Annotated in this window: 25 protein-coding genes; 14 read left to right on the top strand and 11 right to left on the bottom strand. The window is 66.9% G+C overall.

What is annotated here, in order from left to right; genetic code table 11:
• Positions 1-137: 137 nt before the first annotated feature.
• A complete protein-coding gene (locus ABZS43_RS11655) occupies positions 138-1,235 on the top strand; it encodes an XdhC family protein (RefSeq protein WP_355035798.1) in 1,098 nt (365 codons plus the stop codon).
• A 59-nt stretch (positions 1,236-1,294) separates the two neighbouring features.
• Here ABZS43_RS11655 and ABZS43_RS11650 read toward each other — a convergent pair whose 3' ends face one another.
• Positions 1,295-2,128 carry an SDR family oxidoreductase gene (locus ABZS43_RS11650; protein ID WP_355035797.1) on the bottom strand — a complete coding sequence of 278 codons (834 nt, stop codon included), beginning with the start codon at positions 2,126-2,128 and terminating at the stop codon, positions 1,295-1,297.
• A gap of 100 nt (positions 2,129-2,228) precedes the next feature.
• Between ABZS43_RS11650 and ABZS43_RS11645 the strand changes: the two genes are divergently transcribed.
• The 4 genes from ABZS43_RS11645 to ABZS43_RS11630 are packed head-to-tail and all read left to right on the top strand — an operon-like array spanning position 2,229 to position 6,235.
• Entirely contained in the window at positions 2,229-3,806 is a 1,578-nt protein-coding gene (locus ABZS43_RS11645) for a methylmalonyl-CoA mutase family protein (protein ID WP_355035796.1), read from the top strand.
• Positions 3,806-4,204 (top strand): cobalamin B12-binding domain-containing protein, encoded by a 399-nt coding sequence (locus tag ABZS43_RS11640; protein WP_355035795.1) that lies wholly within the window; start codon positions 3,806-3,808, stop codon positions 4,202-4,204. The genes ABZS43_RS11645 and ABZS43_RS11640 overlap by 1 nt, the downstream gene beginning before the upstream one ends.
• Before the next feature lie 34 nt (positions 4,205-4,238).
• The gene (locus ABZS43_RS11635; RefSeq protein ID WP_355035794.1) at positions 4,239-5,195 is read left to right on the top strand and encodes an LLM class F420-dependent oxidoreductase; all 957 of its coding nucleotides are present in this window, start codon (positions 4,239-4,241) and stop codon (positions 5,193-5,195) included.
• Positions 5,192-6,235 carry a CoA transferase gene (locus ABZS43_RS11630; RefSeq protein ID WP_355035793.1) on the top strand — a complete coding sequence of 348 codons (1,044 nt, stop codon included), beginning with the start codon at positions 5,192-5,194 and terminating at the stop codon, positions 6,233-6,235. Before ABZS43_RS11635 ends, ABZS43_RS11630 begins: the two co-directional genes overlap by 4 nt.
• Before the next feature lie 182 nt (positions 6,236-6,417).
• Here ABZS43_RS11630 and ABZS43_RS11625 read toward each other — a convergent pair whose 3' ends face one another.
• On the bottom strand, positions 6,418-7,479 hold the full coding sequence (locus tag ABZS43_RS11625) for a ferredoxin--NADP reductase (protein WP_355035792.1): 1,062 nt from the start codon (positions 7,477-7,479) through the stop codon (positions 6,418-6,420).
• A gap of 75 nt (positions 7,480-7,554) precedes the next feature.
• On the opposite strand from ABZS43_RS11625, the gene ABZS43_RS11620 reads away from it, so the two are divergent.
• Genes ABZS43_RS11620 through ABZS43_RS11605 form a run of 4 tightly spaced genes read left to right on the top strand, consistent with a single transcriptional unit; the run spans position 7,555 to position 11,692 of the window.
• Complete coding sequence (locus ABZS43_RS11620) at positions 7,555-8,964, top strand: AMP-binding protein (RefSeq protein ID WP_355035791.1); 1,410 nt, start codon at positions 7,555-7,557, stop codon at positions 8,962-8,964.
• The gene (locus tag ABZS43_RS11615; protein ID WP_355035790.1) at positions 8,942-9,847 is read left to right on the top strand and encodes an acyl-CoA dehydrogenase family protein; all 906 of its coding nucleotides are present in this window, start codon (positions 8,942-8,944) and stop codon (positions 9,845-9,847) included. The genes ABZS43_RS11620 and ABZS43_RS11615 overlap by 23 nt, the downstream gene beginning before the upstream one ends.
• Positions 9,834-10,922: an acyl-CoA dehydrogenase family protein gene (locus ABZS43_RS11610; protein WP_355035789.1), complete on the top strand. Its 1,089-nt coding sequence runs from the start codon at positions 9,834-9,836 to the stop codon at positions 10,920-10,922. The genes ABZS43_RS11615 and ABZS43_RS11610 overlap by 14 nt, the downstream gene beginning before the upstream one ends.
• A 2-nt stretch (positions 10,923-10,924) precedes the next feature.
• Positions 10,925-11,692: an enoyl-CoA hydratase/isomerase family protein gene (locus ABZS43_RS11605; RefSeq protein WP_355035788.1), complete on the top strand. Its 768-nt coding sequence runs from the start codon at positions 10,925-10,927 to the stop codon at positions 11,690-11,692.
• Between the two features lie 124 nt (positions 11,693-11,816).
• Here ABZS43_RS11605 and ABZS43_RS11600 read toward each other — a convergent pair whose 3' ends face one another.
• Both ABZS43_RS11600 and ABZS43_RS11595 read right to left on the bottom strand, forming a co-directional pair.
• Positions 11,817-12,599 (bottom strand): SDR family NAD(P)-dependent oxidoreductase, encoded by a 783-nt coding sequence (locus ABZS43_RS11600; RefSeq protein WP_355035787.1) that lies wholly within the window; start codon positions 12,597-12,599, stop codon positions 11,817-11,819.
• Positions 12,596-13,360, bottom strand: coding sequence for an SDR family NAD(P)-dependent oxidoreductase (locus tag ABZS43_RS11595; protein WP_355035786.1), 765 nt, complete (start codon positions 13,358-13,360; stop codon positions 12,596-12,598). Before ABZS43_RS11595 ends, ABZS43_RS11600 begins: the two co-directional genes overlap by 4 nt.
• 123 nt (positions 13,361-13,483) lie before the next feature.
• Here ABZS43_RS11595 and ABZS43_RS11590 point away from each other — a divergent pair, with 123 nt between their 5' ends.
• Entirely contained in the window at positions 13,484-14,629 is a 1,146-nt protein-coding gene (locus ABZS43_RS11590) for a thiolase family protein (protein ID WP_355035785.1), read from the top strand.
• Positions 14,630-14,669: 40 nt separating this feature from the next.
• Entirely contained in the window at positions 14,670-15,551 is an 882-nt protein-coding gene (locus tag ABZS43_RS11585; protein ID WP_355035784.1) for a GTP-binding protein, read from the top strand.
• 31 nt (positions 15,552-15,582) lie between these two features.
• Here the strand turns inward: ABZS43_RS11585 and ABZS43_RS11580 are convergent, their stop codons facing one another.
• Positions 15,583-16,236 carry a TetR/AcrR family transcriptional regulator gene (locus ABZS43_RS11580; RefSeq protein ID WP_355035783.1) on the bottom strand — a complete coding sequence of 218 codons (654 nt, stop codon included), beginning with the start codon at positions 16,234-16,236 and terminating at the stop codon, positions 15,583-15,585.
• 301 nt (positions 16,237-16,537) lie between these two features.
• Here ABZS43_RS11580 and ABZS43_RS11575 point away from each other — a divergent pair, with 301 nt between their 5' ends.
• Both ABZS43_RS11575 and ABZS43_RS11570 read left to right on the top strand, forming a co-directional pair.
• Positions 16,538-17,323, top strand: a complete 786-nt coding sequence (locus tag ABZS43_RS11575) for an enoyl-CoA hydratase (protein ID WP_355035782.1) — start codon at positions 16,538-16,540, stop codon at positions 17,321-17,323.
• A 249-nt stretch (positions 17,324-17,572) separates the two neighbouring features.
• On the top strand, positions 17,573-18,082 hold the full coding sequence (locus ABZS43_RS11570) for a hypothetical protein (RefSeq protein ID WP_355035781.1): 510 nt from the start codon (positions 17,573-17,575) through the stop codon (positions 18,080-18,082).
• A 68-nt stretch (positions 18,083-18,150) separates the two neighbouring features.
• On the opposite strand, the gene ABZS43_RS11565 is transcribed toward ABZS43_RS11570, so the two are convergent.
• From ABZS43_RS11565 to ABZS43_RS11540, 6 genes are read right to left on the bottom strand one after another with little or no spacing between them, the layout of a single operon-like run.
• Positions 18,151-19,005 carry an acyl-CoA dehydrogenase family protein gene (locus ABZS43_RS11565; protein ID WP_355035780.1) on the bottom strand — a complete coding sequence of 285 codons (855 nt, stop codon included), beginning with the start codon at positions 19,003-19,005 and terminating at the stop codon, positions 18,151-18,153.
• Positions 19,006-19,007: 2 nt separating this feature from the next.
• On the bottom strand, positions 19,008-20,120 hold the full coding sequence (locus ABZS43_RS11560) for an acyl-CoA dehydrogenase family protein (protein ID WP_355035779.1): 1,113 nt from the start codon (positions 20,118-20,120) through the stop codon (positions 19,008-19,010).
• The gene (locus ABZS43_RS11555; protein WP_355035778.1) at positions 20,117-20,533 is read right to left on the bottom strand and encodes a nuclear transport factor 2 family protein; all 417 of its coding nucleotides are present in this window, start codon (positions 20,531-20,533) and stop codon (positions 20,117-20,119) included. The genes ABZS43_RS11560 and ABZS43_RS11555 overlap by 4 nt, the downstream gene beginning before the upstream one ends.
• Positions 20,520-21,737: an amidohydrolase family protein gene (locus ABZS43_RS11550; protein ID WP_355035777.1), complete on the bottom strand. Its 1,218-nt coding sequence runs from the start codon at positions 21,735-21,737 to the stop codon at positions 20,520-20,522. The genes ABZS43_RS11555 and ABZS43_RS11550 overlap by 14 nt, the downstream gene beginning before the upstream one ends.
• A 3-nt stretch (positions 21,738-21,740) precedes the next feature.
• Entirely contained in the window at positions 21,741-22,097 is a 357-nt protein-coding gene (locus ABZS43_RS11545; protein ID WP_355035776.1) for a hypothetical protein, read from the bottom strand.
• On the bottom strand, positions 22,081-23,349 hold the full coding sequence (locus ABZS43_RS11540) for an aromatic ring-hydroxylating dioxygenase subunit alpha (protein ID WP_355035775.1): 1,269 nt from the start codon (positions 23,347-23,349) through the stop codon (positions 22,081-22,083). The genes ABZS43_RS11545 and ABZS43_RS11540 overlap by 17 nt, the downstream gene beginning before the upstream one ends.
• A gap of 449 nt (positions 23,350-23,798) precedes the next feature.
• Between ABZS43_RS11540 and ABZS43_RS11535 the strand changes: the two genes are divergently transcribed.
• Positions 23,799-25,178, top strand: coding sequence for an ABC transporter substrate-binding protein (locus tag ABZS43_RS11535; RefSeq protein WP_355035774.1), 1,380 nt, complete (start codon positions 23,799-23,801; stop codon positions 25,176-25,178).
• Positions 25,179-25,185 lie beyond the last annotated feature (7 nt).

Genomic DNA, 25,185 nt, shown 5'->3' with positions numbered 1-25,185 from the left:
TATGTCGAAAACGGATATGTCGCTAGAATCGTACGAGAATTGTATTCTCGCTGATAGTCCGAGGTGATCGGCGGTCGGATCGGATCCGCGGCGGGTCGCCGTCGCGGGCCGTGACCGACGACTTCCGGAGGATTCCCATGCGCGAACTCGGTGCCTATCTTCTGCGATGGCATGCCGCCGGCGCCTCGTATGTGCTGGCCACGGTGGTCGCGGTGACCGGAAGTGCGCCGCGACCGCCCGGTGCGACGATGGCGGTGGACGCGGAAGGAAATATCAGGGGCAGCCTGTCGGGCGGCTGCGTCGAGGGCGCGGTGTTCGAATTGTGCGCGCGGGTGCTCGAAACCGGCGAACCGGTACGCGAGGTTTTCGGATACAGCGATGCCGATGCCTTCGCGGTCGGTCTGACCTGTGGCGGCGAACTCGAGATCCTCGTCCACCGCATTACCCCCGCGCAGTATCCGGCGGTGGAGGCGGTGCTCGATGCGGGCGGACCCGTCGCCCTTGTGCGCGATCTGGAATCGGGAGCGATCCTCGCGCTGCGCCCTGACAGCGTCGTCGGGCCCGGTGCCGACGCCGCGGTGGTCCGGCAGGGGCGGGCCATGCTCGACACCGTAAGTACCGCCGTTCGAGTGATCGGCTGCGCCGATCGGGAAAGAACGGTTTTCATAGAATCGTTCGTACCGCCGCCGCGCATGCTCGTCTTCGGCGCCACCGACTTCACCACCGCCCTGTGCCGGGTCGGCCGGTTGCTCGGCTATCGCGTCACCGTCTGCGAGGCGCGTCCGGCCTTCGCCGATCCCGCCAGGATGCCCGACGCGAACGAGGTCGTCCGGGAATGGCCGCATACCTATCTCGCGAGAACGCAGGTCGACGCGCGGACCGTGATCTGCGTCCTGACCCACGACCCGAAATTCGATATTCCCGTACTCGTCGAGGCACTGCGACTGCCGGTGGCCTATGTCGGCGCGATGGGTTCACGCCGGGCCGATCGGGAACGGAGAGTGCGATTGCGTGCGGCGGGACTCACCGACGAGCAGCTGCGCCGCCTGCATTCACCGATCGGCCTGGAACTCGGCGGGCAGACGCCGGAGGAGACCGCCGTCGCGATCGGCGCGGAGATCGTGTCCGTGCGGCGCGGGGGCTCGGCACGTCCGCTGTCGGTGACCGACCGGCCCATTCATCCTGGCGGCCTGATATCCGATGGGGCGCAGGCCCAGCGGCTCGCCACCGGGTGAGCGGGCGCGGGCCGCGTCGGCGGTTCCCGGCGGAGTCGGCCGGGAACCGGATCGGCGGGTCAGTCCAGGAAAAGGTCGAGCGTGGGGTTGTCGCCGCCGCCGTAGCGGGACATGTCATCGATACCGGCGTAGAGCGAAACCGCGTCCTCATCGATGAAGCAGTTGCCGGTGACCTTGCTCGCGGGCTGGGTCATGATCGCGACGGCGGCGTCGGCCATGATCTGCGGGCTGCGCGCCGAGGAGAGCCGCTGTTCACCGTTGTCGAGGTTGGCGACCGCCGAGGTGGCGATATAGGTCTGCGGCCACAGGCAGTTGAAACCGATTCCGGCGTCGGCGTATTCGGTGGCCCAGCCGAGAGAGAGCAGGCTCATACCGTATTTGGACAGCGTGTAGGCCGGATGCGCGCCGAGCCAGCGCGGATTCATGTTCACCGGGGGCGCGATGGTCAGCACATGCGCGTTGGCCGACTTGCGCAGATGCGGCAGGCACGCCTTGGTGAGCAGGAAGGTGCCGCGAATATTGATGTCCTGCATCAGGTCGAACTTCTTCGCCGACAGTTGATCGGTCGGCTCGGTGGCGATCGCGCTGGCGTTGTTCACGCACAGGTCGACGCCGCCGAAGCGCTCGACGGCGAGGTCGACGGCCCGCTGCACATCCTCTTCGTTGCGCACGTCGCCGACCACCGCGGCGGCTCTGCCGCCCGCGGCCTCCACTTCGGCGGCGGCGGTGTGCACGGTGCCGGGCAGGCGCGGATGCGGTTCGGCGGTTTTGGCCAGCAGTACCACGTTCGCGCCCTGCGCGGCGGCGCCGAGGGCGATCGCCAACCCGATTCCGCGGCTCGCCCCGGAGACGACCAGCGTGCGGTCGGTCAGTTGTCGTTCCAGATCGGACATCGTTCTCCCCTGTCCCGAGAGTGTCGTGAGAACATTCTGCGGTCTCGTTCACACCAAACGGTATTGGCATTCTCCTTTTTCGAAAGTATCGTATTCACTGATGAACAACCAAGTGCAGACCTCGTCCGGAATCCCGCTGGAGCCGATCTACGGACCGGATGACCGGCGCGGTGACCCGCCCGATCCGGGCGCTTATCCCTTCACGCGCGGAAACTTCGCCACCGGCTACCGGGGGCGTTTGTGGACTTTCCGGCAGTACTCCGGTTTCGGAACTGCCGAGGAGTCCAATAAGCGGTACCGCTACCTGCTCGGGCAGGGCGGCACCGGTCTGTCGGTCGCGCTCGACCTGCCCACCCAATGCGGATACGACTCCGACGATCCCGAGGTGAGCGAGGAGGTCGGGCGCGTCGGTGTCGCGGTCGACACCCTCGCCGACGCCGAGGTGCTCTTCGACGGCATCCCGTTGGACAAGATCAGCACGAGCTTCACCATCAACGGCACCGCCGCGATCCTGCTGGCCTTCTATGTGGCCGCCGCGGAGAAGAAGGGCGTGCCGCGGGAGAAGCTGACCGGCACGATCCAGAACGACATCCTCAAGGAATACGCCTCGCGCGGCACCTGGATCTGGCCGCCGGAGCCCTCGCTGCGTCTGATCGCCGACACCATCGAGTTCTGCGCGGCCGAGGTGCCGCGGTTCAACGCGATCTCGGTGGCGGGCGCGCATTTCCGCGACGCGGGCGCGACCGCGGTGCAGGAGATGGCGTTCACCCTGGCCGACGGCGTCACCTACTGCGACACGGTGGTGGAACGCGGCCGGATGACGATCGACCAGTTCGCCCCGCAGATCTCCTTCTTCTTCTATACCCACGGCGATTTCTTCGAGGAGATCGCGAAATACCGGGCGGGCAGGCGGCGCTGGGCGACCCTGGTGCGCGAGCGGTACGGCGCCACGACCGACAAGGCGTCGATGTTCCGCTTCGGCTGTGTGGCCGGCGGCGCCTCGCTGTACGCGCCGCAGGCCCAGAACAACCTGGTGCGCGTCGCCTACGAGGCGCTGGCCTCGGTACTCGGCGGCGTGCAGTCCATGTTCACCGCCGCGTGGGACGAGCCGTTCGCGCTGCCGAGCGAGGAATCGGCCACCTTGGCACTGCGCACCCAGCAGGTGCTCGCCTATGAGACCGGCGTGACTCGCGTGGCCGATCCGCTCGGCGGCTCGTACTTCGTCGAGGCGCTCACCGACGCCACCGAGGAGAAGATCATCGAGATCATGCGTGATCTCGATGATCACGGCGGCATGGTGCGCTGCATCGAGGACGGCTATCTGCAGGGTCTCATCGCCGACGAGGCGTTCAAACTCCACCACGAGGTGGAGAAGGGCGAACGTCCGGTGGTCGGGGTGAACAAATTCGTCTCCGAGGAGCCGGCGCCCGATATCGGTACCTACGAACTCGACGCCGAGGGGCGCGAACGACAGCTCGAGCGACTGGCCCGGGTGAAAGCCGAACGCGATCCCGCCGCCGTCCGCGACACTCTTGCCGCGCTCTCGCGCGGCGCGGAAGGAGACGACAACCTCATGCATCGCCTGATCGATTGCGCCAACGCCTACTGCACGGTCGGAGAGATGACCGCCGCGCTGAAGGCGGTATGGGGCGAATTCCAGCAGCCGGTGGTGTTCTGATGCCCGCTCGCGTACTGGTCGCCAAACCCGGCCTCGACGGACACGATCGCGGCGCGAAGATCGTCGCGCGCACCCTGCGCGACGCCGGATTCGAGGTGGTCTACACCGGAATCCGCCAGCGCGTGGAGGACATCGTCTCCATCGCCCTGCAGGAAGACGTCGCCGTCGTCGGCCTCAGCATCCTGTCCGGCGCGCATGTCGCGCTCACCGCCCGCGTGGTGAACGCGCTGCGCGAGGCGGACGCGGGCGATATCGCGGTAGTCGTCGGCGGCACGATTCCGCAGGCCGACGTGCCCAAACTGCTGGAAGCCGGTGCGGCGGCGGTCTTCCCGACCAGCACCCCACTGGAAACTCTCGTCACCGAGATCCGCGCATTGACCGGAACATCGGCCCCGTGACTCGGACGCCGACGACACACAGCTTGGAGGAACAGTGCGCATCGGAGTAATGATCGGGCCGGAGAAGGGTGACTCCGGGCGCAAGCTCGAGCGCATGCTGCGCGATATCGAGTGGGCCGAATCGGCGGGGATGGACACGGCGTGGATCCCGCAGATCCCCACCGATTTCGACGCTCTGATCACGATCGCCGCGATGGGTTTGAAAACTTCGCGTATCGAATTGGGCACCGCTGTCGTGCCGTTGCAGGCGCAGCATCCCATCGCCCTGGCGCGCCAGGCGCTGTCGGCGCACGCCGCGGCCGGGGGCAGGCTCGCCCTCGGCGTCGGGCCGTCGCACCACTGGATCGTGCGCGACATGCTCGGCCTGCCCTACGAAAAACCCGCCGCCTACACCCGCGACTACCTCGAGGTGCTGAACGCGGGGCTGGCCGGATCGGGTTCGGTGGACGTGGAGAACGAGACGTTCACCGTGCACAATCCGCTCGATCTCGGACCGGTCGCTCCTCTTCCCGTGCTGATCGCCGCGCTCGGACCGGTGATGCTGCGCATCGCGGGCGAACAGGCCGACGGCACCGTGCTGTGGATGGCCGACGAGCGCGCTATCGCCGATCACGTGGTACCGAAGATCAGCAAGGCCGCCGCGGACGCGGGCCGCCCCGCCCCGCGCATTGTCGCCGGGCTGCCGGTCTGCCTGTGCGAACCCAGCCGGGTGGACGAGGCGAAGGCGCGGGCGAATCGCATTCTCGGCGAGGCCGAGGTGTCCCCGAACTACCAGCGTCTGCTGGAACAGGGCTCCGCGCGCGATATCGGCGACCTGTGCATCGCGGGTAGCGAGGAACAGATCGCGGCCGGGCTGCGGCGCTATGCCGACGCGGGCGCGACCGATATCTCGGTGCGACTGTTGCCGATCGGCGACAACCGCGACGAATTGGTGGCGTCCAAACAGCGCACCAGGGAGATGATCGCGGCCATCGCCCAGGAGTTGCGGTGAGCGCTCCGAATTCCGGCCCGCTGGCCGGAATTCGGATTCTCGAGGTCGGCACCATGCTGGCCGGGCCCTACGCGACGATGATGCTCGCCGATCTCGGGGCCGAGGTCACCAAGGTGGAGCCCGCGGGCGGCGATATCTCACGGCAGGTCAGCGACAGCTATTTCGCGAGCCTCAACCGTGGGAAACGCAGTGTCCGTATCGAACTCGGCAGCGAGGCGGGCCGGGCCCGACTCGGCGAACTGGTCGGGCAGTCGCACGCCCTGCTGGTGAATCTGAAGCCGTCGGCGATCCGGCGGCTCGGACTCACCTACGAGGGATTGCGGCAGTACAACGAGAAGATCGTCTGCGTCGCGATCACCGGATACGGGCTGTACGGCGGCGACGATCCGGCGTTCGACTACATCATCCAGGCGGCGGCGGGCATCGCCGCGCTCACCGGGGATCCGGCGGGTCCGCCCACCCTGCCTGGCTATTCCTCGGCCGATAATTCGACCGGTCTGACCGCGGCGCTCGGCCTGCTTGCCCAGATCCTGTCGGGTCGCGGCGGGCAGGTGGACGTCTCGCTGTACGAGGTCATGCTGTCGCAGCTGAACTATCACGCGGCCGCCTACCTCAACGAGGGGAAACGTCCGCAACGCCGCCCGCACGGCGCGCATTCGTATTACGTTCCGGCCCAGATCTTTCCGACGGCGGAGGGCTATCTCGCGCTGTTCGTCACGCACGACGGGTTCTGGAAGGCGTTCGCGGGAGAGGCGGGTATCGACGGATTCGAGCTGATGGCAGACCGCGCCGCGCGCCGCACCGAAGTACTCGACGCGGTGACCGTCGCATTGGCCGCCGACACCGCCATCGGCTGGGAGGCGAGACTGCGTCGGCTGGGGGTTCCCGTTGCCGCCGTTCGTGATCTGCCGACGGCGCTGGACAACAGCCCCGGCGCGGTGGTCACGGCGGGGGAGTTCCGGTTGGTCGGCAGTCCGATCCGGATAGGCGGTTACGAACCGGAGTACGGACCACCGCCCCGGCTCGGCGAGCACGACTGAGGGCTCGGGAGTCGGTGCTGACGCCGTGGCCGACCGCCACGGCGAGGGTCTGATCGTCCATGTGGTGTTGGACCACGACCGCCGGGTGGTCGTGGTCAGTGTGACCTGGGTCGGCTGAGAAGCTCACCGTTACGGCTCGGCGAGAACGGAACCGAGGAGCGACCCCCGGCCGCTCCCGCGATTCACTGGTCGTAATCGACGGCGATCGACTCCGTGTCGGGCACGGCCTGGCAGGTCAGCACGTAGCCGTCCTCGAGTTCGTCATCGGTCAGCGCATTATTCACGCGCAATGTCGCGTGGCCGTCTGTCACCTTGGCGATGCAGGTGGCGCAGTTACCCGATTCGCAGGAGAACGGCGGGGTCAGCCCGGCGCGGCGGGCGCTCTCGAGCAGCGTCTCGCCGTCCTTGCGCGGCACCGACGTCTTCTTGCGCTTCAGGGTGACCGTGACGGTGCCCTGTACGGCAGGGGTCTCGGCGGCGGGCGGAGTCCGCAGGGGCGCGGTCACGGTGGTATCGGGGGTCGCCGTGGCGTCCGTTGTCTCGCCCGGAATCGGTGCGGCGGCGCCGAACCGCTCGCTGTAGACCAAGCCCGGGCCCGGCAGCGCGAGTTCCACCATCTCCATGAACGCTTCGGGACCGCAGATGTAACTGTCGCCGTGCCCGTCCGCGCCGACGAAGGCGTTGATCGCCGCCGCGTCGAGGAATCCCGCCGTGGCATCCAGGTGCCGGACCACCTCGAGCCTGCCCGGATAACGCTGGGCCAGATCCTTCAGCGCCGTGTCGAATATCACCGATTCGGCGTCGCGGTCGGCACACAGCAGGCGGACCGGTCGTTTCGTGGTGGCGAGCGCGGATTTCGCCAGCGACAGGATCGGGGTGATACCGCTGCCGCCGCTGAATCCGAGCAGCGGCACATCGGTCTCGCGCAGGCAGAATCGGCCAGCCGCCCTGGTCAACTCGATTTCGTCGCCTTCGGCGAGGTTGTCGTGCATCCAGTTCGACACCGCGCCGCCCGGCACCCGTTTCACGGTGGTCATCAGCTCGGCGTCGGTCTCCGGCGCACTCGACATCGAGTAGGAGCGGAACAGTTCGGTGCCGTCGACGGTGACCTTGAACGTGCAGAACTGCCCGGCGATGTAAGGGATCGGCCCGTCGTGCGGCGCGAGTACGAACGTGCGTGCGTCGACGCTCTCCTTCACGATCCTGGTCACGGTCGCGCGCTGGAACAAAGAGGGTCTCGCCATGAACCGTGGCCTCCTGGTATTAAGGTTCTAGTCGTAAGAGAATTATATTCTCACTCACGAGACGGGATCTCTCAAATGTCGTCAAGAGGCAAGTCGGGTGTGCTCGACTTCGAGGGGCGGTCCTACCCGCGGGCCGACCTCGACGATCTCGCAGCGGGTCTGGCGGCCGAACTGGCCGATGACGGCGTGCGGTCCGGAGATCGGGTGGCCCTCATGTCGTCGAACCGCCCCGAATTCGTGATCGCCGTCTTGGCGATCTGGCAGCTGGGCGCGGCCGTCGTACTCCTGAGTCCGGCATGGAAACGCGACGAGGTCGCGCACGCGCTGGCGGTGACCGAGCCGACCCGTGGCGTCGGCGACAATCCGGTGCTGGCCGATCTGCTGCCGACGCGCGATCTCGACGCGCCGATCACCCCGGGGCGGGCCGTCGCCTCGACGCCCGATCCGTCCTCCGACGCGGTGCTGGTGTTCAGTTCGGGCACAGCGGGATTGCCGAAGGCGGTGCGGCACACCCACGCGTCGCTGGCCTTCGGGGTGCGGCAGTGGGTCGCGGTGCTCGGGCTGACCGGCGACGACCGCATCCAGATCGCCACACCGCCCTCGCATATCCTCGGGCTGCTCAATATCGTGACGGCGCTCGAGGCGGGCGCGTGGATGCGGCTGCACCGGCGTTTCGATCTGGACACCATGCTCGGCTGCATCCAGGACGACCGGATCACCATCGAGATGGCGGTCGCGCCGATCGCCCTCGCCATGGCCTCGCATCCGAAACTTGAGAATTTCGATTTGAGTTCGCTTCGCTACATCATGTGGGGCGCCACTCCGGTCACGGCGGCCGTGGCCGAGCAGGTCACCGCGCGCACGGGGGTGCGCTGGCTGCCTGCCTACGGCGCGAGCGAATTGCCGGTGATCGCCTGCAATCCCCTCGACGGCGCGCGCCTGGACACCGTCGGCAAAGCGGCGCCGGGGGTGCGTGTGCGGGTGGTGTCACTCGACACCGGCGAGGTCGCTGCGGACGGTGAAACCGGCGAGATCCAGTGCCGCGCGGAATCGGTGATGGCGGGCTACCTGCCCGCCGAGGCGACCGCGAGCGCCTTCGACGACGGCTGGTACCGCACCGGCGATGTCGGCTACGTCGACGACGAAGGCTGGATCCGGCTCACCGACCGGGCCAAGGAAATGATCAAGGTACGCGGATTCCAGGTCGCCCCCGCCGAAATCGAGGCGGTCCTGCACGCACATCCGCTCGTGATCGATTGTGCCGTGTTCGGCGTGCCCGCCGAGGACGGCGAATCCGTCGTCGCCGCTGTCGCGGGCGCGGACACCCTCACCGAGGACGAACTGATCGCCCTGGTCGGCGAGCGACTCGCCACCTACAAGCGGCCACGTCGGGTCGTCTTCGTCCCCGAAATTCCCCGCCTGCCATCCGGCAAGGTGTTGCGTCGAGTCCTGAAGGAGCGCTATGGACGTCCGTCTGACCAGTGAACAGCGGCAACTGCGCGATGCCGCAGCAAAATTGGCCGATGACCTCGGTCCGGGATCGGTCGCCGAACTCGATGACGAGAACCGCCGCGCGCGGCTGGAACGGGCGGTCGATATCGCGGGCTGGCGAGCGCTGCGTACCGACGGCGCGTCCGGCGTCGAAGTCGCCATCGTCGCCGAGGAATTCGGCCGCCGCCTGGTCGATGTCGCGTTTCTCGGCCCGGTCCTGGCCGACGACCTGTACGGCAAACCCGCCGAGGACGGCGACACCTGGACGGTCGCGGTCGGTGATCGCGCGATCGACGCGCGCGGGCGTGGCCGTGCGCTGTTCGTCGCCGACAACGGGGTCTTCGCCACATCCGTCGGGGAGCCGGCGCCCGGCGCGGATCTCACCCGGCACAACGCGTTCCTGACCGGTGAGCGCGAGCATATCGGCGAACTGTCGCCGGATCAGGTCATCCAATGGCAGGCGCTCGCCGTCACCGTGACAACCGCGGACCTGCTCGGCATCGCCCGTGGCGCACAGGATCTGGCGGTCGAATACGCCAAGATGCGTGAACAATACGGTAAGACCATCGGGTCATACCAGGCTGTGGCGCATCTACTCGCCGAGAGCCAGGCCCTGATCGAAGGCGCGGTCAGCGTACTGCGCCACGCGGCCTGGGGGGTGGACGAATTGACTCCCGCCGAGGCGTTGCGCGCCGCGCGGATCGCCAAGGTCTACACCGCCCGCGCCGCGCGCACCATCTGTGAGACCTCGATCCAGGTGCACGGCGGCATCGGCAATACCTGGGAATGTCTCGCGCACGTCTATCTGCGTCGCGCGCTGACCTCGACCGAACTGTTCCCCGTCCGTTTGGAGGAGATCGACCTTGGACTTTCGTGATTCACCGCAGGAAGCCGAATTCCGCACCCGACTTCGGGACTGGCTCGCCGAGACGGCCGGGAAATTCCCGACCTCGGGCGACGAGTACTGGGCACGTCAGGGCGAGTGGCACCACGCGCTGTACGAGGCGGGATTCTTCGGAACATCCTGGCCGAAGGAGTTCGGCGGCCACGAGCTGCCACCGGTCTTCGATGTGATCGTCGACGAGGAACTCGCCATCGCGGGAGCGCCGCCACGGCCAAGCCTCGGATATCTGGTGCAGGGACTCGGCAGACACGGCAGCAAAGAACTACAGCATCGCTTCCTGCCCGGAATGATCAACGGAACTCAGCGTTGGTGCCAGGGTTTCAGCGAACCCGGCGCGGGATCGGATCTGGCGTCGTTGCAGACCACCGCGACCCGCGACGGCGACAACTACGTGATCCACGGTCACAAGATCTGGACCAGCTACTCCGATGTCGCCGACTGGTGCCTGCTGCTGGCGCGGACCGATTCGACCGTGCCGAGGCACAAGGGCATCTCGGCATTCGTGATCTCCATGAAGCAGCCGGGAGTCGAACAGCGCCCGCTGGCCATGATCAGCGGCGTCACAAGGGAATTCGGCCAGGTGCTTTTCGACGGCGCGATCGTGCCCGCCGATCAGATGGTCGGCGAGCCCGGTGACGGCTGGAAGATGGCGATGACCGTGGTCGGGCACGAACGTGAGCCCTCCACCCTCGGTTACGCGGCGCGGTACGGAAAGCTGGTGCGTCAGTTGGCCGCTCGCGTCGAGGGCAAGAATCCCGAGGAGCTGGCGTGGGCAGCGGTGCAGACCGAGATGTTGCGTCTGCATGTGCGGCGGCGGCTGTCCGAACAGTTGGACGGCGTGGTCCACGGTCCCGACGGCTCTCTCGACAAACTGCTGATGACCTGGGTCGATCAGGCGGTCGGACACGCGGCGCTCGCCGTCGGCGGCACCGGCGATCCGGAACTGCTCGGCAGTTACTTCTACAGCCGGGCCCAGAGCGTCATGGGCGGCACCTCGCAGATCCAGAAGAACATCATCGCCTCGCGCATTCTCGGACTAGGAGTTTGACCATGTACGACCTGCCCGACGAGATCAAGGTCGAGGCCGACGGCCCGCTGCGGATCATCACCCTGAACCGGCCCGACGCGCTCAACGCGGTCAACGACGACCTGCACACCGGCCTGGCCAGGCTCTGGCCCCGGCTCAGCGAGGATCGCGAGGCGCGGGTCGCGGTGCTGACCGGCGCGGGCAAGGCGTTCTCGGCCGGTGGCGATTTCGCGTATCTCGCGGAATTGAGCCAGGACGCGGAATTGCGCGCCAAGACCATCGCGCACGGCCGCGATATCGTCCTCGGGATGACCAGGTGCAGGCTGCCGGTGGTGGCCGCGGTGAACGGGCCGGCGGTGGGTCTTGGATGCAGTCTGGTCGCGCTCAGCGACGTGGCCTATATCGCCGAGACCGCGTATCTGAAGGATCCGCACGTGCAGGTGGGCTTGGTCGCCGCCGATGGCGGACCGCTGACCTGGCCGTTGCACACCAGTCTGCTGCTGGCCAAGGAATACGCGCTCACCGGCGCGAAGATCTCCGCCGAGCGGGCGCGGGAGATGGGTCTGGTGAACCATGTGGTCGCCGACCCGTACAACGAAGCGCTGGCCTGCGCCAAACGCATACTCGAACTGCCCCGCCAAGCGGTCGAGAGCACCAAGCGGCTGATGAACCTGCATCTGGAGCGGGCGGTTCTGGCGACGCTGGACTACGCGACGACCGCGGAGGAACTGTCCTTCCAGAGCGAGGAATTCCGCACCGTGATCACCGGCCTCACCAAGGGCCGCGGCTGATACCGGTCCGCGCGTCGTCTCACCTGGCGCGCTGATCGGGTCGCGGCGCCCACCCGCGAGCCGCGACGCGGGAAATGCCCCGGAAACTACCGTTTCCGGGGCATTTTCGCGTGATTCGGTGTCGTCAGCCCGCCGAGATCAGGTGTTCGGAGCGTTGCACCGTTCCGGTGATCCCGTCGGCGTGCTGACCGGCAAGCAGAACGGCCGCGTCGGCCATCGCCTCGGGCGGCTCGACCATCTCCGGCGGAATCTCGCGTCCGCCGCTGCCCGCCTGCCATCCCTCGGTGAGCACCACTCTGGTCGGGCTCAGGCAGTTGACCGCGATATTGTCCCCGCGCAGCTCCGACGCCAGGCCGAGGTACATCCGCTCGACCGCGGCCTTGGAGATCCAGTAGGCGTTCGAGCCCCGGTCGACCATATCCACGCCGGTGGTGGTGATCGCGATGAGCGACCCGCCGCCGCGTGCCCTCAGATGCGGAATCACCGCCTTGGTCACCAGGAAGACTCCGGTCAGATTCACGTCGAGACACAGCTGCCAGCGTTTGAGCGGTGTCGTCGCGATCGGGGCGAGCCACATGACCCCCGCGTTGGCTACGAGGATGTCGATGCCGCCGAATGCCGCGACGGTGGCCGCGATCGCCGATTCCACGGATTCTTCGCTCGTGACATCGCACGGCACCGGAAGCGCGGTTCCGCCCGCTGCCGTAATACGTTCGGCGACAGCGTGAATCGTTCCGGGAAGCGCGCCCTCCTGCTCGGAGCGCGCGGCGACGGCGACCGAGGCCCCTGCCGCGGCGAGTCCTTCGGCGATGGCCGCGCCGATGCCGCGGCTCGCGCCCGCGACGAAGGCGACCTTTCCGGTCAGGTCACCTGTCGCGGGTAGTGCTGTATGGCTGGAGTCACTCATTTCGGCGGGAAACGCAGCGCGCCGTCGAGGCGGATGACCTCGCCGTTGAGGTAGTCGTTGTCGATGATGGACAGCGCCAGCTTGGCGTATTCGTCGGAGCGGCCCATCCGCTTGGGGAACGGCACCTGCGGACCCCAGTAGCCCTCGAGCTGGTCAGCCGCCTTGCCGTATGCGGGGGTGTTGACGGTGCCAGGGGCGATGCTCACCACGCGGATGCCGGTCGGGGACAGATCGCGCGCGGCCACCAGGGTCATGCCGACCACACCGCCCTTCGCGGCGGCGTAGGGGAGCTGGCCGATCTGACCTTCGAACGCGGCGATCGAGGCAGTGTTGATGATCACACCGCGGGCGCCTTCCTCCAGCGGCTCGGTCTTGGCGATCGCGGCCGCGGACAGGCGCAGGATATTGAACACCGCGGTCAGGTAGAACTCGATGGTGGTACGAAAACCGTCGAGCGCCAGCGGTGAGCCGTCCTTGCCGATCAGCCGGCCGCCGGTGGCGGGGCCGCCGTGGGTGTCGACCGAGATCCGCAGCGGGCCGAGGGATTCTGCCTCGGCGATGGCGGCGAGCACCGAATCCTCGTCGGTGGCGTCGGTGTGCACGTAGGTGATCCCGAGCTCGCTAGCGAGTTCTTTGCCCTTGTCGTCGGCGACGTCGGCGACGACGACTTTCGCCCCCGCCGCGTGCAGGCGACGCACGGTCGCCTCGCCGAGACCGCCGGTTCCACCGACGACGAGCGCGGAACTTCCACTTATCTGCATGTCATAATCCTATCTTGCAACTGTGACTCTCGTACTGAGAAAATAGCATTCTCGCGACTCTCGGCATGATCGCCGAAAAGCTGTCGAACCGCAATCTCGTCGTTCGAAAATGGAGGCCAACCAATGCCTGAAGCCGTCATTGTGTCCGCGCTGCGGACCCCCATCGGCACCGCGCGCAAGGGAACCCTGCGCGACACCAACGCCTTCGATCTGGCCAAGCACGTGGTGAGTGCCGCCGCCGAAGGTCTCGACGCCGCCCGCATCGACGATGTGATCCTGGGCGAGGGACGCTACGGCGGCGGCGTGATCGCCCGGCACGCGGCCGTGACCTCGGGTCTCACCTCCGCGCCCGGACTCGCTCAGAACCGCCATTGCGCGGCCGGAATGGCCGCCGTGCAGAGTGCGGCCGCCGGAATCCGCGCCGGAATGGACGAACTGATCATCGCGGGCGGTGTCAATTCCGATTCCACCGCGCCGCGAGTCCGGTTCAAGGTCGGCGAGGACTCCTGGATCGATCCGTGGGTCTCGCCGAGCCACCCGGATCGCCCGGACGCCCCCGCGATGGATATGTCCATCACCGTGGGCTGGAATGCCGCGGTCAAGGCCGGGATCAGTCGCGAAGAGCTCGACGCGTGGGCGCTGCGCTCGCACCGCAACGCGATCGCCGCCATCGACGAGGGCCGTTTCAAGGAAGAGATCGTGCCCATCGACACCCCGCACGGCCTGTTCGACACCGACGAACACCCCCGCCGCGACACCAGTCTGGAGAAGCTGGGCTCGCTGAAGGTGCTGCACCCCGAGATCGAGGGTTTCTCCATCACCGCGGGCAACTCCTCCGGCGCCAACGACGGCGCGGCGGCGTTGGCGATCGCCAGCGATGGGCTCGGGCTGCCCGCCCTCGGCTACATCCGTTCGTGGGCCTCGGTCGGCGTCGATCCCGCCATCACCGGTCTCGCGCCGATCGATGCGATCACCAAGGCCGTCGCGCGGGCCGGGATCTCGCTGTCGGAGGTGAAACTGATCGAGATCAACGAGGCGTTCGCGTCGGTCCCGATCGCGGCCATCAGGGCGCTCGACCTCGACCCCGACAGCGTGAACTTCAGCGGCAGCGGTTGCTCGCTCGGGCATCCGGTCGCCGCGACCGGTGCGCGGATGATCGTCACCCTCGTGCACGAACTGCGTCGTCGCGGCGGCGGTTTCGGTATCGCGGCGTTGTGCGCCGGCGGCGGCATGGGCTCGGCCACGGTGATCGAGGTTCCCGCTCCGTGATCGGTCGGGACGTGCGGGGCGGCGCGGTTCGGAGGCGGGCATGATCGCGCGGAGCGCGACCGTCGCCGAACTGCTCGACCAGGCTCGGTCCGGCTCGGCGCGGGCGACGGGCCGACTGCTCAGCCTGGTCGAAGGGGAGCGTCGCGACGAGGTACAGGCGGCGCTGCCGCCTGGCTCGATCCGGGTGATCGGGGTGACCGGTCCACCCGGCGCGGGCAAGTCGACGACGATCGCGGCACTGGTCTCCGCGTACCGGGCCCGCGAACAACGGGTCGCGGTCCTGGCGGTCGACCCGTCCTCGCCCTACAGCGGCGGCGCCCTGCTCGGCGACCGGATCCGAATGGCCAGGCATATCAACGATCCCGATGTGCTGATCCGTTCGGTGGCCACCCGCGGGCACCTCGGCGGTCTCGCCGCCGCCGTGCCCGCGGCCCTGCGACTGCTCGCGGCATTGCGCTACGACGTGGTGATGCTGGAGACGGTGGGGGTCGGGCAGTCCGAGATCGAGATCGCCGCCGTCGCCGATCCCACCCTGGTGATCCTGAATCCCGGTGCGGGAGACGCGGTGCAAGCCGCGAAAGCGGGGCTGCTCGAGGTGGCCGATCTGCTGGTGGTGAACAAGGCGGACCGGGAGGGCGCCGAGCGGACCGTGCGCGACCTGCGTGCCGAATCCGACGTCCCCATCCTGACCCTGATAGCCTCGCGCGAGGAGCGGATCACCGAATTGGTCGAGGCGATCGACGCTCACCATCGCGCCGACACGCCCGCGCGGCGGACGGCACGGGCCAGGGCCCAGATCCTGTCGCTGGCGCAATCACGTTTGCGTGCCCACCCGGAGCTGGATCGGCTGGCCGAAGCTGTCGCCTCGGGCGACCGCGACGCCTACGGCGTCGCCGAACAACTGCTGATATCGCGGGAGTAGCTGCGCGATCCGGCCTTCGCCCGCGGAAACTCTAGCCGCGGGCGAAGCCGTGGGCGCAGAAGTTCCACACCTCGGACGCGGTGATCGCGTTCTGGGTCTCGTCGTCGGTGCCGCCCGCGGACTGCGCGGTGAACATGACCGTCTGCATGACCATGGCGGCCATCCGGCGCGAGTTGATATCGGCGGGAACCTGTTTCGCCTCTTTGGCGAGTTCCATCAATTCGGTGAACAGCGACAGCATCGGCGCGTGCGCGATCTTCACCTGGCTGGGATGGGTGACCAGCAGCTGGGGTGCGAAATCGGTGAACAGCGGCCGTTGCGCCGCGGGATCGGGGCGGCACAGCTCGAACAGCAGCTCGACGGTCACCTGCAACTTGTCCAGCGGATCCTTCGGCCCGTCGGCGGCGGCGCGCAACTGTTCGGCGATGCGGCTCAACGCGTCCTCGAAGAGGGCGAGCAGCAGTTCGTGTTTGCCGTCGAATTGCAGGTAGAAGCTGCGCAGCGATTGCCGGGAGCGGTCGACGACCTCCTGCACCGTGAAGTCGGTCGTGCCCTTCTCGGTGATGATCGCCTGCGCGGCGTCGAGGAACCGCTGCACGCGCTCCTCGGCCCGTAGTTTGGCGCTGCGTAGCGAGCGCTCCACGGCGCGCTGTTTCCATGCGGGCTTCTCACTCAGGCTGGTCACCGGCACCTCGGCCCTAGGTCATCTGAAGAGAACATGGATGCACTGTACCGGAAATGAGCAAATTTTCGGTCTTCATGTATTACGACCCTCCTATTCAGAGACTATCCTTTCCGGTAGCGAGAATGTTATTCTCGCTACCGTTCGGGCATAGACGCTGGCAAGGAGGCAAGCCGGGATGTACATGGCGTTCGGCTCCGATCAACAGCCGCGGCGCGAGCATGCCGCTGGCGGCATGCCGGATATTCAGCGCACGATCGTCGCCGAGCGGGTGCTCGGTCTTCCATGAAGTTGAGGAGTCGTCTTGTACATTCGCTACGAGGTCGCGGACCGGATCGCCACCATTTCGCTCGACCGGGCCGACGCGGCCAACGCGCAGAACAGTGAGCTGCTCGACGAACTCGACGCCGCCTGGGTGCGCGCCGCCGATGACGACGACGTCGCGGTCATCGTGCTGCGAGCCGAGGGTAAGCACTTCTCGGCGGGGCACGACCTGAGGGCAGGCTCGAAGGCGGACTGGGGCAAGATCACTCTCGAGCGCATCTACTCCAACGAGGCCCGTCGCTACCTCGAGTACTCGCTGCGATGGCGCAACATTCCCAAACCCTCCATCGCGGCCGTACAGGGCCGTTGCATCGCGGGTGGGCTGCTGCTGTGCTGGCCGTGCGATCTCATCGTGGCCGCCGACGACGCCCAGTTCTCCGACCCGGTCGTGCTCATGGGCATCGGCGGCGTCGAATACCACGGCCACACCTGGGAACTCGGGCCGCGCAAGGCCAAGGAGATTCTGTTCACCGGGCGGCCGGTGACCGCGGAGGAGGCCGCGCAGGTCGGCATGGTGAATACCGTCGTCCCGCGCGCCGAACTCGATGAGCACACCAGGGCGCTGGCCACCAAGATCGCGGCCATGCCGCGTTTCGGGTTGCGTCAGGCCAAGCGCGCGGTCAATCAAACTCTGGATGTGCAGGGTTTCTACGCTGCGATCCAGTCCGTATTCGATGTGCACCAGACGGGTCACGGAAATGCCCTCAGTGAGAACGGTTTACCGATTCTGGTGCAACTGGAAGACATGAAGGCGAATATTGAATAATTCGTCCTAATGTTTACGGTATCGCTTACAGTCTTTCCGAGTCGCTGGTAACCCGCGTAGCGACCGGTACGCCGGTATCGAGAACATCGAGTCGGCAGCCGGTATCGCCGAGCGGGCGGAACCGGCGATGACGCACAGATCGCGCTTCGCTCATCGCGACGACGCGTTCGTGCACAAAATATGTGCGGCGAATCGGGCGCACCGATCCCAGCCGTTCAGTTATTCCCTTTCCTGAGACGAGGATTTACCATGCGCATTTCTTTCCCCCGCACCGCCGCGGTGTGTAGTGGTCTCGCGCTCGTCGCGGCCGTCGCCCTGACCGGCTGCAGCTCCGACGACGAGTCCACCGGTTCGGCGTCGACCTCGGCCGCCGCCAGTGCGAGCAGTTCGGCCGCCGCGCCCGCTGCCGCCGACGCCGAGACCACCAAGGCGATCACCGATGCCTACACCGTCTTCTTCAACGCCGCCGCGCCGGTCGATCAGCGCGTCGCCTCGGTGGAGAAGGGTGACGTGTTCGCGCCGGTGCTGCAGGCGCAGGCCGCCGACCCGTCGAAGGGTGGCACAACGGCCACCGTGTCGGCCATCAAGCTGGTCGACGCGAGCAATGCCAACGTCACCTACACGCTGCTGATGGGCGGCAATCCGGTGCTGCCGAATCAGACCGGCCAGGCCGTGAAGCTCGACGGCAAGTGGAAGGTCGGAGCGAGCACCTTCTGCGCGCTGATGGCACTGCAGGGTGGCACCTCGCCCGCCTGCTGACCTCCGACAGGCGAATGGCCCGGTCCCGAATTTCGTTCGGGGACCGGGCCATTCGCCTGTGCGGGGTTCTACAGTTGGGCCAGGCGCGGCGCCGAACCCGCGGCGCGGATGAGCGCACCCGCCTCGCGGGTGAGTTCCCTGGCGCTACCGAGCAATCCGTCCAGCACCAGGGTGCGGCGGATATGGCGTTGCAGATCGTGTTCGGCCGTGAAGCCGATACCGCCGAGCACCTGCTGGCAGTGCCTGGCGGCGGTGAGGGCGGCCTGCCCCGCCGCGGCCTTCGCCAAGAGCGCGCCGAGTTCACCGTCCGCGATGGTGAGCGCGGCCTCGGCCCCGTCGAGCGCGACAAGCGTTTCGGCGAGCCGGTGCCGGACGGCCTGGAACGAAGCGAGCGGGCGGCCGAACTGGGTGCGTTCGATGGCATGTCGCCTGGCCAGGGCCAGCATGGTGTGGCCGGTGCCGAGCAACCACCAGCCCAGCGCGCGCCGGCCCGCCGCGAGGGCCTCGCTGGGGATTTCGGCGAGGGCCTCGCTGGGGATTTCCGCGAGGGCCTCGCTGGGAATTTCGGCTCCGTCCGGCGTTGTGCGCAGCGCGAGTTCCTCGTCGACCGCGCCACCGGCTGTACCGTCGCTGTCCCATATCACGAAACCGCCGCCCGCGAACGGCAGCGGCACCGGATCCGTCCCGGTCCACCCGGCGGCATGGCGGATGACGTCGTTGAGCACCGAGGCGTGCGCGCCGGTCTCACCGAGCAACCGGAAGACCAGTGGCACAGCGAGATCCGGCAGATCGTCGAGCAGGTCGGGCCAGCCGAGTGCGGCCAGGGCCGCGTCGAGTTCGTGACCGGTGGCCGCCGTCAGGGTTTTGCGCAGCGTCTCGGTGAGCAGTTCCAGTTCCGCCCGATCGGTATCGGATTCGGCCATGGTCACTCCTTCCCCAGGTCGAGCAGTCGCCGGGCGATGATATTGCGCTGGATCTCGGCGGTCCCGCCGTAGATCGTGGCCGCGCGTGAGTAGAGATATTCGGTGCGCCACGGTGATTCGGCCAATTCCACCGCCCCGGGAAGCAGATCGCGCGCGGTGTCGAACAGCCGCTGTTCGGCGGTGGCGAGCAGTACTTTGTCGATGGAGGTCTCCGCGCCCAATCGCGCACCGTCGGCCAGTCGCCGCTGGGTGCCGAGGGAACGGCACCGCACGGTGTGCAGGGCGAGGTAGGCGGCGCCGAGTTCGGCGTCGTCGCCCACGGTGGTCTGTTCGATCACCTGGTCGAGTCGGGTGAACAGGTAGGCGATCCGATGCCAGAAACACGTGGAGCGTTCGTAGGGCAGCAGATCCATCGCCACCCGCCAGCCGTCGCCGGGTCTGCCGAGCATGCGATCGGCGGGCACCACGACGTCGTCGAAGAACACCTCGGCGAATTCGTCGACGCCGTGCATGGTGCGCAGCGGCCGGACGGTGATGCCGGGGGAGTCCATATCGACGAAGAAGGCGGTGATGCCGTCGTGGCCGGGACCGGTGCGGGTGAGCAGCACACAGCGGGCGGCGTACTGGGCCAGACTGGTCCAGACCTTCTGACCGCTCACCACCCACTCGTCGCCGCGCTGGGTCGCCTTGGTGCTCAAGGAGGCGAGATCGCTGCCCGAGCCGGGTTCGGAGAAGCCCTGGCACCATTGTTCGCGGCCGGACAGCAGCAGCGGCACCATTTCCGCCGCCAATTCCGGTCGCGCGTAGGAGATCATCGTCGGCGCGAGCACTTCGATCATCGAATAGATGCCGGGTTCGGCCAGATCGCGGGTGGCGACTTCCTCGCCGAGTACCGCGCGCAGCGCGGCGGGACCGCCGAGTCCGGTCACTTCGGCGGGCCAGCCGTAACGCATCCAGTTCGCGTCGTAGAGCGCGCGCCGCACCCGTGACAACTGCTCGACCTGTCCGTCGAGCGAGTGATCCGGTCCTGGTGTCAGATCATTCGTATCGAGCCACTCGCGCAGACCGTCGCGGAATGCGGCGATCTGCGCGAGCGGGTCCGTACCTGCCGTCATCCCCGGGAACGCTCGAAGGCGTGCGGGATTCCGGAGTCGTGGTCGCCGTTGCGGCGGATGAATGTCATCCGCCGCGTCTCGAGCCGCCAGCCGTCCTCGGTGCGGACGATATGGTCGGTGTAGTACCCGATCCGCATGTCGTGGGTGCTGTGATCGATGAAGCACAGCGGCTGGGTGCCTTCGGCGGTATCGCCGTCGATGTCGAGAACCGGTGTGCCCGTGAGGAACAGGCCCTTCGGCGCGGCGGCGACGAGATCCGGGAACAGGTCGAGGGTGTAGGTGTCGCCGAAGGCGCTGTAGGTGCCGTCCGGGGTGAAAACCTTCAGTACCCCTTCGATATCGCCCTGCGTGATGGACACGGCGTATCGGGCGAGCAACTGCTGGATATCCAGCAGGTCGTCATTTCTGGACATAGATCTTTCCGCCTTTCATCACGAATCGCACGTCCCTGGTGACGGTGATGTCGTGCATCGGGTCGCCGGGGACGGCGATGACATCGGCCAGCTGACCCTCGGCCAGCCTGCCGCGGTCCGACGCCCCGATCAGCTCGGCCGCGTTCACCGTCGCCGCCCGCAGCACGTCCAGCGGCGGAAGGCCGCGTTCGACGAGAGCGACCAGTTCGTCGGCATTGCGGCCGTGCGGGATCGCGGGCGCGTCGGTGCCGACCGCGATCTTCACACCCGCTTTGTAGGCAGCCAGTACCGACGTGCGGGCCTTGGGGAACATCAACGCGGCCTTGGCCTGGAGGGCGGGATCGGCCTTGGAGACGTCCATGGCGTCGGCGAGACGGGTGGTCGGCACCAGCCAGGTGCCGTGTTCGACCATCAGGTCGATCGCCTCGTCGTCGATGAGGAAGCCGTGTTCGATGCAGTCGATACCCGCGGCGACCGCGTGCTTGACCGCCTCGGCGCCGTGCGTGTGCGCGGCGACCTTGAGTCCGCGCCGATGCGCCTCGTCGACGATCGCGCGCAGTTCCTCATCCGAATAGTGCTGTGCGCCCGGCTCTCCCGTCAGCGACATGACGCCGCCGGAGACACAGATCTTGATCAGCTGTGCGCCGTGCTTGATCTGGTACCGCACCGCCTTGCGCACCTCGTCCACACCGTTGGCGATCCCCTCCTCGAGGGTCAGGTGCAGTACGTCGGGTGCGAAGGCGGCGAACATCGTCGGATCGAGATGGCCGCCGGTCGGCGTGATGGCGTGTCCGGCGGGCACGATCCGCGGGCCGTCGATCCAGCCCGCGTCGATCGCCTTGCCGAGCGCGACGTCCAGCAGATAACCGCCGGTCTTCACGAACAGCCCGAGATTGCGGACGGTGGTGAAGCCGGCCCGCAGCGTGCGGCGGGCATTGCCCACCGCACGCAGCATGCGCAGTGCCGGATCGTCTTTCACGCTGGAGGCGAGGCCGGTTTCCCCGCGCCCGCCCATCAGGAGGTTGACCTCCATATCCATCAGACCCGGCAGCAGGACGACATCACCCAGGTCGATGACCTCGCCCGCCTCGGCGCCGCCGACACCGACGATCCGATCGTCCTCGATTCGCAGGATGCCGGGGCGCGTGATCGTGCCGGTGTCGACGTCGAGCAGCCCGGCGGCTTTCAGTGTCAGCGCCGCCATGGGTCAGACCAGCGGCTCGTGGACCATACCGAGGTAGGCCGCACCGGAGTCCGGCACCCGCGGCTGCTTCCAGCACTCGATCGGGAACGACACCATCACGACCGACTGCAGCAGGTTGAACAGGTTGCGCACCTCCTCGGGCAGATCGTTGATGTCGTACTTGTCGCAGTAGTCGAGCGCGGCGTCGAGCCGCTCCATGCCGACGTCGTAGAGATCCTGCATCTCCTCCATGCTCGAATTCAGGCGCTTGGCGTAGCGCTCGGGCTCGGTCGGCAGGATCCAGGCGGAGAACCGGGCGAGGTCGGCGAACTCTTCGGGCAGCTGCTTGGTCACGGTCGCGGCCTCAGTTGGCGTTGTCATTGCGGTATTCCTCCACGATTCGCTGGACGGTGGTGTGCAGGTGGCGCAGCAGCACTTCCTGGTCGTTGAGCGGGAAGTCGCTGATCTCGCGGGTGGCGAGCATGGTCTGGGTCGCCTCGAGGGTGTTCGCGTCCTGCAGCGCGTACTCCTTGAAGGTCACGGCGGCCAGTTCCTGGGCCAGCCGCTGGCGCGCGGTCTTGGCCGGCACGAAGTAGAGGTTGGCCTCGAAGATGTGCTTGTTCACCGCGGTCGGCCAGTAGTGGTAGGTCAGGAACCAGCCCGGCGCCCAGAACAGCAGCGACATGTTCGGGAAGATCTCGAACTCGTCGACGCCCCACGCGCGGTGGCGGGCCGGGTTGATGCCGGCGGGCAGCGGATCGAGGCCCTCGATGTCGGGACGGTCCCACGGACCGAACAGGCCGCTGCGCAGTTTGCGCTCGATCGGCTTGACCATGCTCGGGTCTTTCGGCGGGGCCATGCCGCCCCACGAGGAGACCATCGAGTGCGGCGCTTCGATCTGGTAGTGCAGTGCCTCGAAGCCGACGTCGACGAGCTTCTCGGCCTCGTCCTTGACCGCCTGCTTCTGGTGCAGGATCGGCGCGTGGTAGAACTCGGCGAAGGCGTCGATGAACAGCTTCCAGTTGCTGCCGATCTCGGCGCGGTAGCTGAAGACCTCGCTCATCTCGTGGAACGGGTAGCCCTCGAGGCCCTTGATCATCGGACCGAGGTGTTCGGTCAGCGGCTTGGCGTTGGGGTCGAGGTTGATGAAGATGAACCCTTCCCAGACCTCGCAGCGGATCGTCTTCAGGCCGTACTTGCTCTTGTCCAGGTCGAAGAATTCCTTCTCCTGCTGGACGAAGGTCAGATCACCCTTGAGGTCGTAGCGCCACGCGTGGTACTTGCAGGTGAACTGGCGGCATGAGCCTTCGGTCTCCTCGCCGGGGAAGTCGTCCCACACCAACTTGTTGCCGCGGTGGCGGCAGATGTTGTGGAAGGCGTGGATCTCGCCGTCCTTGTCCTTGTTGATGACGACCGAGGAGCCGATGCAGGGCAGTTCCTTGGTGAAGTAGCTGCCGACCCGCGGGAGCTTCTCGACCCGGCCCACGTTCAGCCAGGTCCGGCGGAAGATCGCGTTGCGCTCGTCCTCGTAGAAGGCGGGATCGACCGAGTCGGTGTAGTCCACCGGCCCGGTACCGAGCTCGGGATAGTTCTGCGTCCAGCTTCCCGCAGCTGGCTTGCTGAATTTTGCCAAGGGATTACCTTTCGTGGTCCGGCGGAACGCCGAAGGGTTGACTGCCGTGACCGGTGGGCGGTTCCGGTCAAGACCTTGGGGAGCCACGTGGTGAACAGCCCGAATCCGGCCCGCACTCCGTGTAGTCCTGCGCACTGCTGCTCTCCGCTAGGAGAATAGCATTCTCAAAAACTACTATCAGATTTTCATGATGCTGCCCTGCTGTCAATCACGACATGAGAGGCTTGCTCGTGTGGGCGGCGGATGGGCCGAGCGCACCGAGGGTCGACCCGGGCTGAAGGTGCCACTCTCCGAAAGTCAGATATTGATTATCCAAATCTGAGAAGATAGTTTCCCTGGAGCGGACGGTGCCATGTCAGGCACCCGCAGCTCATCGACGAGCACGGGTAACACGTCGACGACGAATCGGCTTCGCATTCGGTCGCCGAGCCCACAGAGGAGGATCTACGGTGAAACCGCAGCGAATAGTCGTTGCCCTGATCGCGATCGCGCTGGTAGCAGCGGGTTGTGGTCGCGAGGGGGGTGGAACCGAGGCTGCCGAAGGTGGTTCGTCGGGTCCTGCCGCCTCGGGCAACTTCGGAAACCTGTCCAGCGTCTGTCAGCCCGGCAATGCGAAAAGCGCTTCGGCGCAGGGCGTCACGGCCAGCGCGATCGAAGTCGGCATGTTCTCCGACATCGGGTTCACCAAGAACCCGGACTACGTCGACGCCGCGAAGGTCTTCACCTCCTGGTGCAACGCCGCTGGCGGTATCAACGGCCGCAAGATCAGCGCGAACCTGCGCGACACCAACCTGATGGAGGTGCGCCAGCGGATGCTCGAGGCGTGCCGCGAGGATTTCTTCCTCGTGGGCGGTAGCGCGGCGCTGGACGGACTCGGCGTGAAGGATCGGCTGAACTGCCTGCTCCCCGAATTCCCGGCGCAGGTCTCGCAGGTCGCCAACACCGGCTCGGATCTCCAGCTCGCCAGCGGCTCGTCGGTGTCGGAGAACGTCGAACCGTATACGGGTCTGTACGAGTGGCTGACCAAAGAGGCTCACCCGGATTCGCTGGGTGCCATCGGGATGATCAACGGCGACTCGCCGATCACGAAGTCCATGGGCGAGAAGCACGCCGAGTTCTTCAACTCGATCGGAGCGAAGGTCGTCTACAGCGATCTGTACCCGGTCGCGGGCGTCTCGGACTGGACCCCGTACGCGCAGGCGATCAAGTCCAATAATGTGAAGGGCCTGATCTTCCTCGGCGATTTCCGCTACCTTGCCAAACTCGAAGACATCCTCACCAGCATGAACTACAAGCTGGACTGGATCGACGCCAACGCCAACGCCTACAACCAGACCTTCCTGGACGGCGCGAAGAGTTCGCTCGGAACCCAGAACAACTTCTCCGATCTGAGCGGTACTGCTCCGCTGGACGCCGCCGCGTTGGTTCCGGCGATCCAGGACTTGAAGGATCTGTACCAGAAGTACGCGCCGGGCGCGGCCATCACCTTCCAGGGACTGCGGGCGTTCCATACGTGGCTGCTGTTCGCCAAGTCGGCCGCCGGCTGTGGTGACAACCTGACTCGGTCGTGCGTGTTCAACGCCGCGGCGAAGGAAACCTCCTGGACCGCGGGAGGACTGCTCGCGCCGGTGGATCTCTCGAAGCCGATGGCGGAGCAGCCCCGCTGCTTCAATGTGCAGCAGGCCACCCCGAATGGGTGGAAGGCCGCCGATTTCAAGCCCAACAACGGCCAGTTCCGTTGCGGTTTCACCCCGTACAAGTACACCCAGGATTTCGGTAAGCCGATGACGCTCGCCGACGTCGGCAAGAGCATGAACGATCTGAAGTGACGGAGCG

This window comes from Nocardia sp. NPDC005366, assembly GCF_040606855.1.
Taxonomy (GTDB): domain Bacteria; phylum Actinomycetota; class Actinomycetes; order Mycobacteriales; family Mycobacteriaceae; genus Nocardia.
This window is presented reverse-complemented; position numbering and strand designations above follow the sequence as displayed.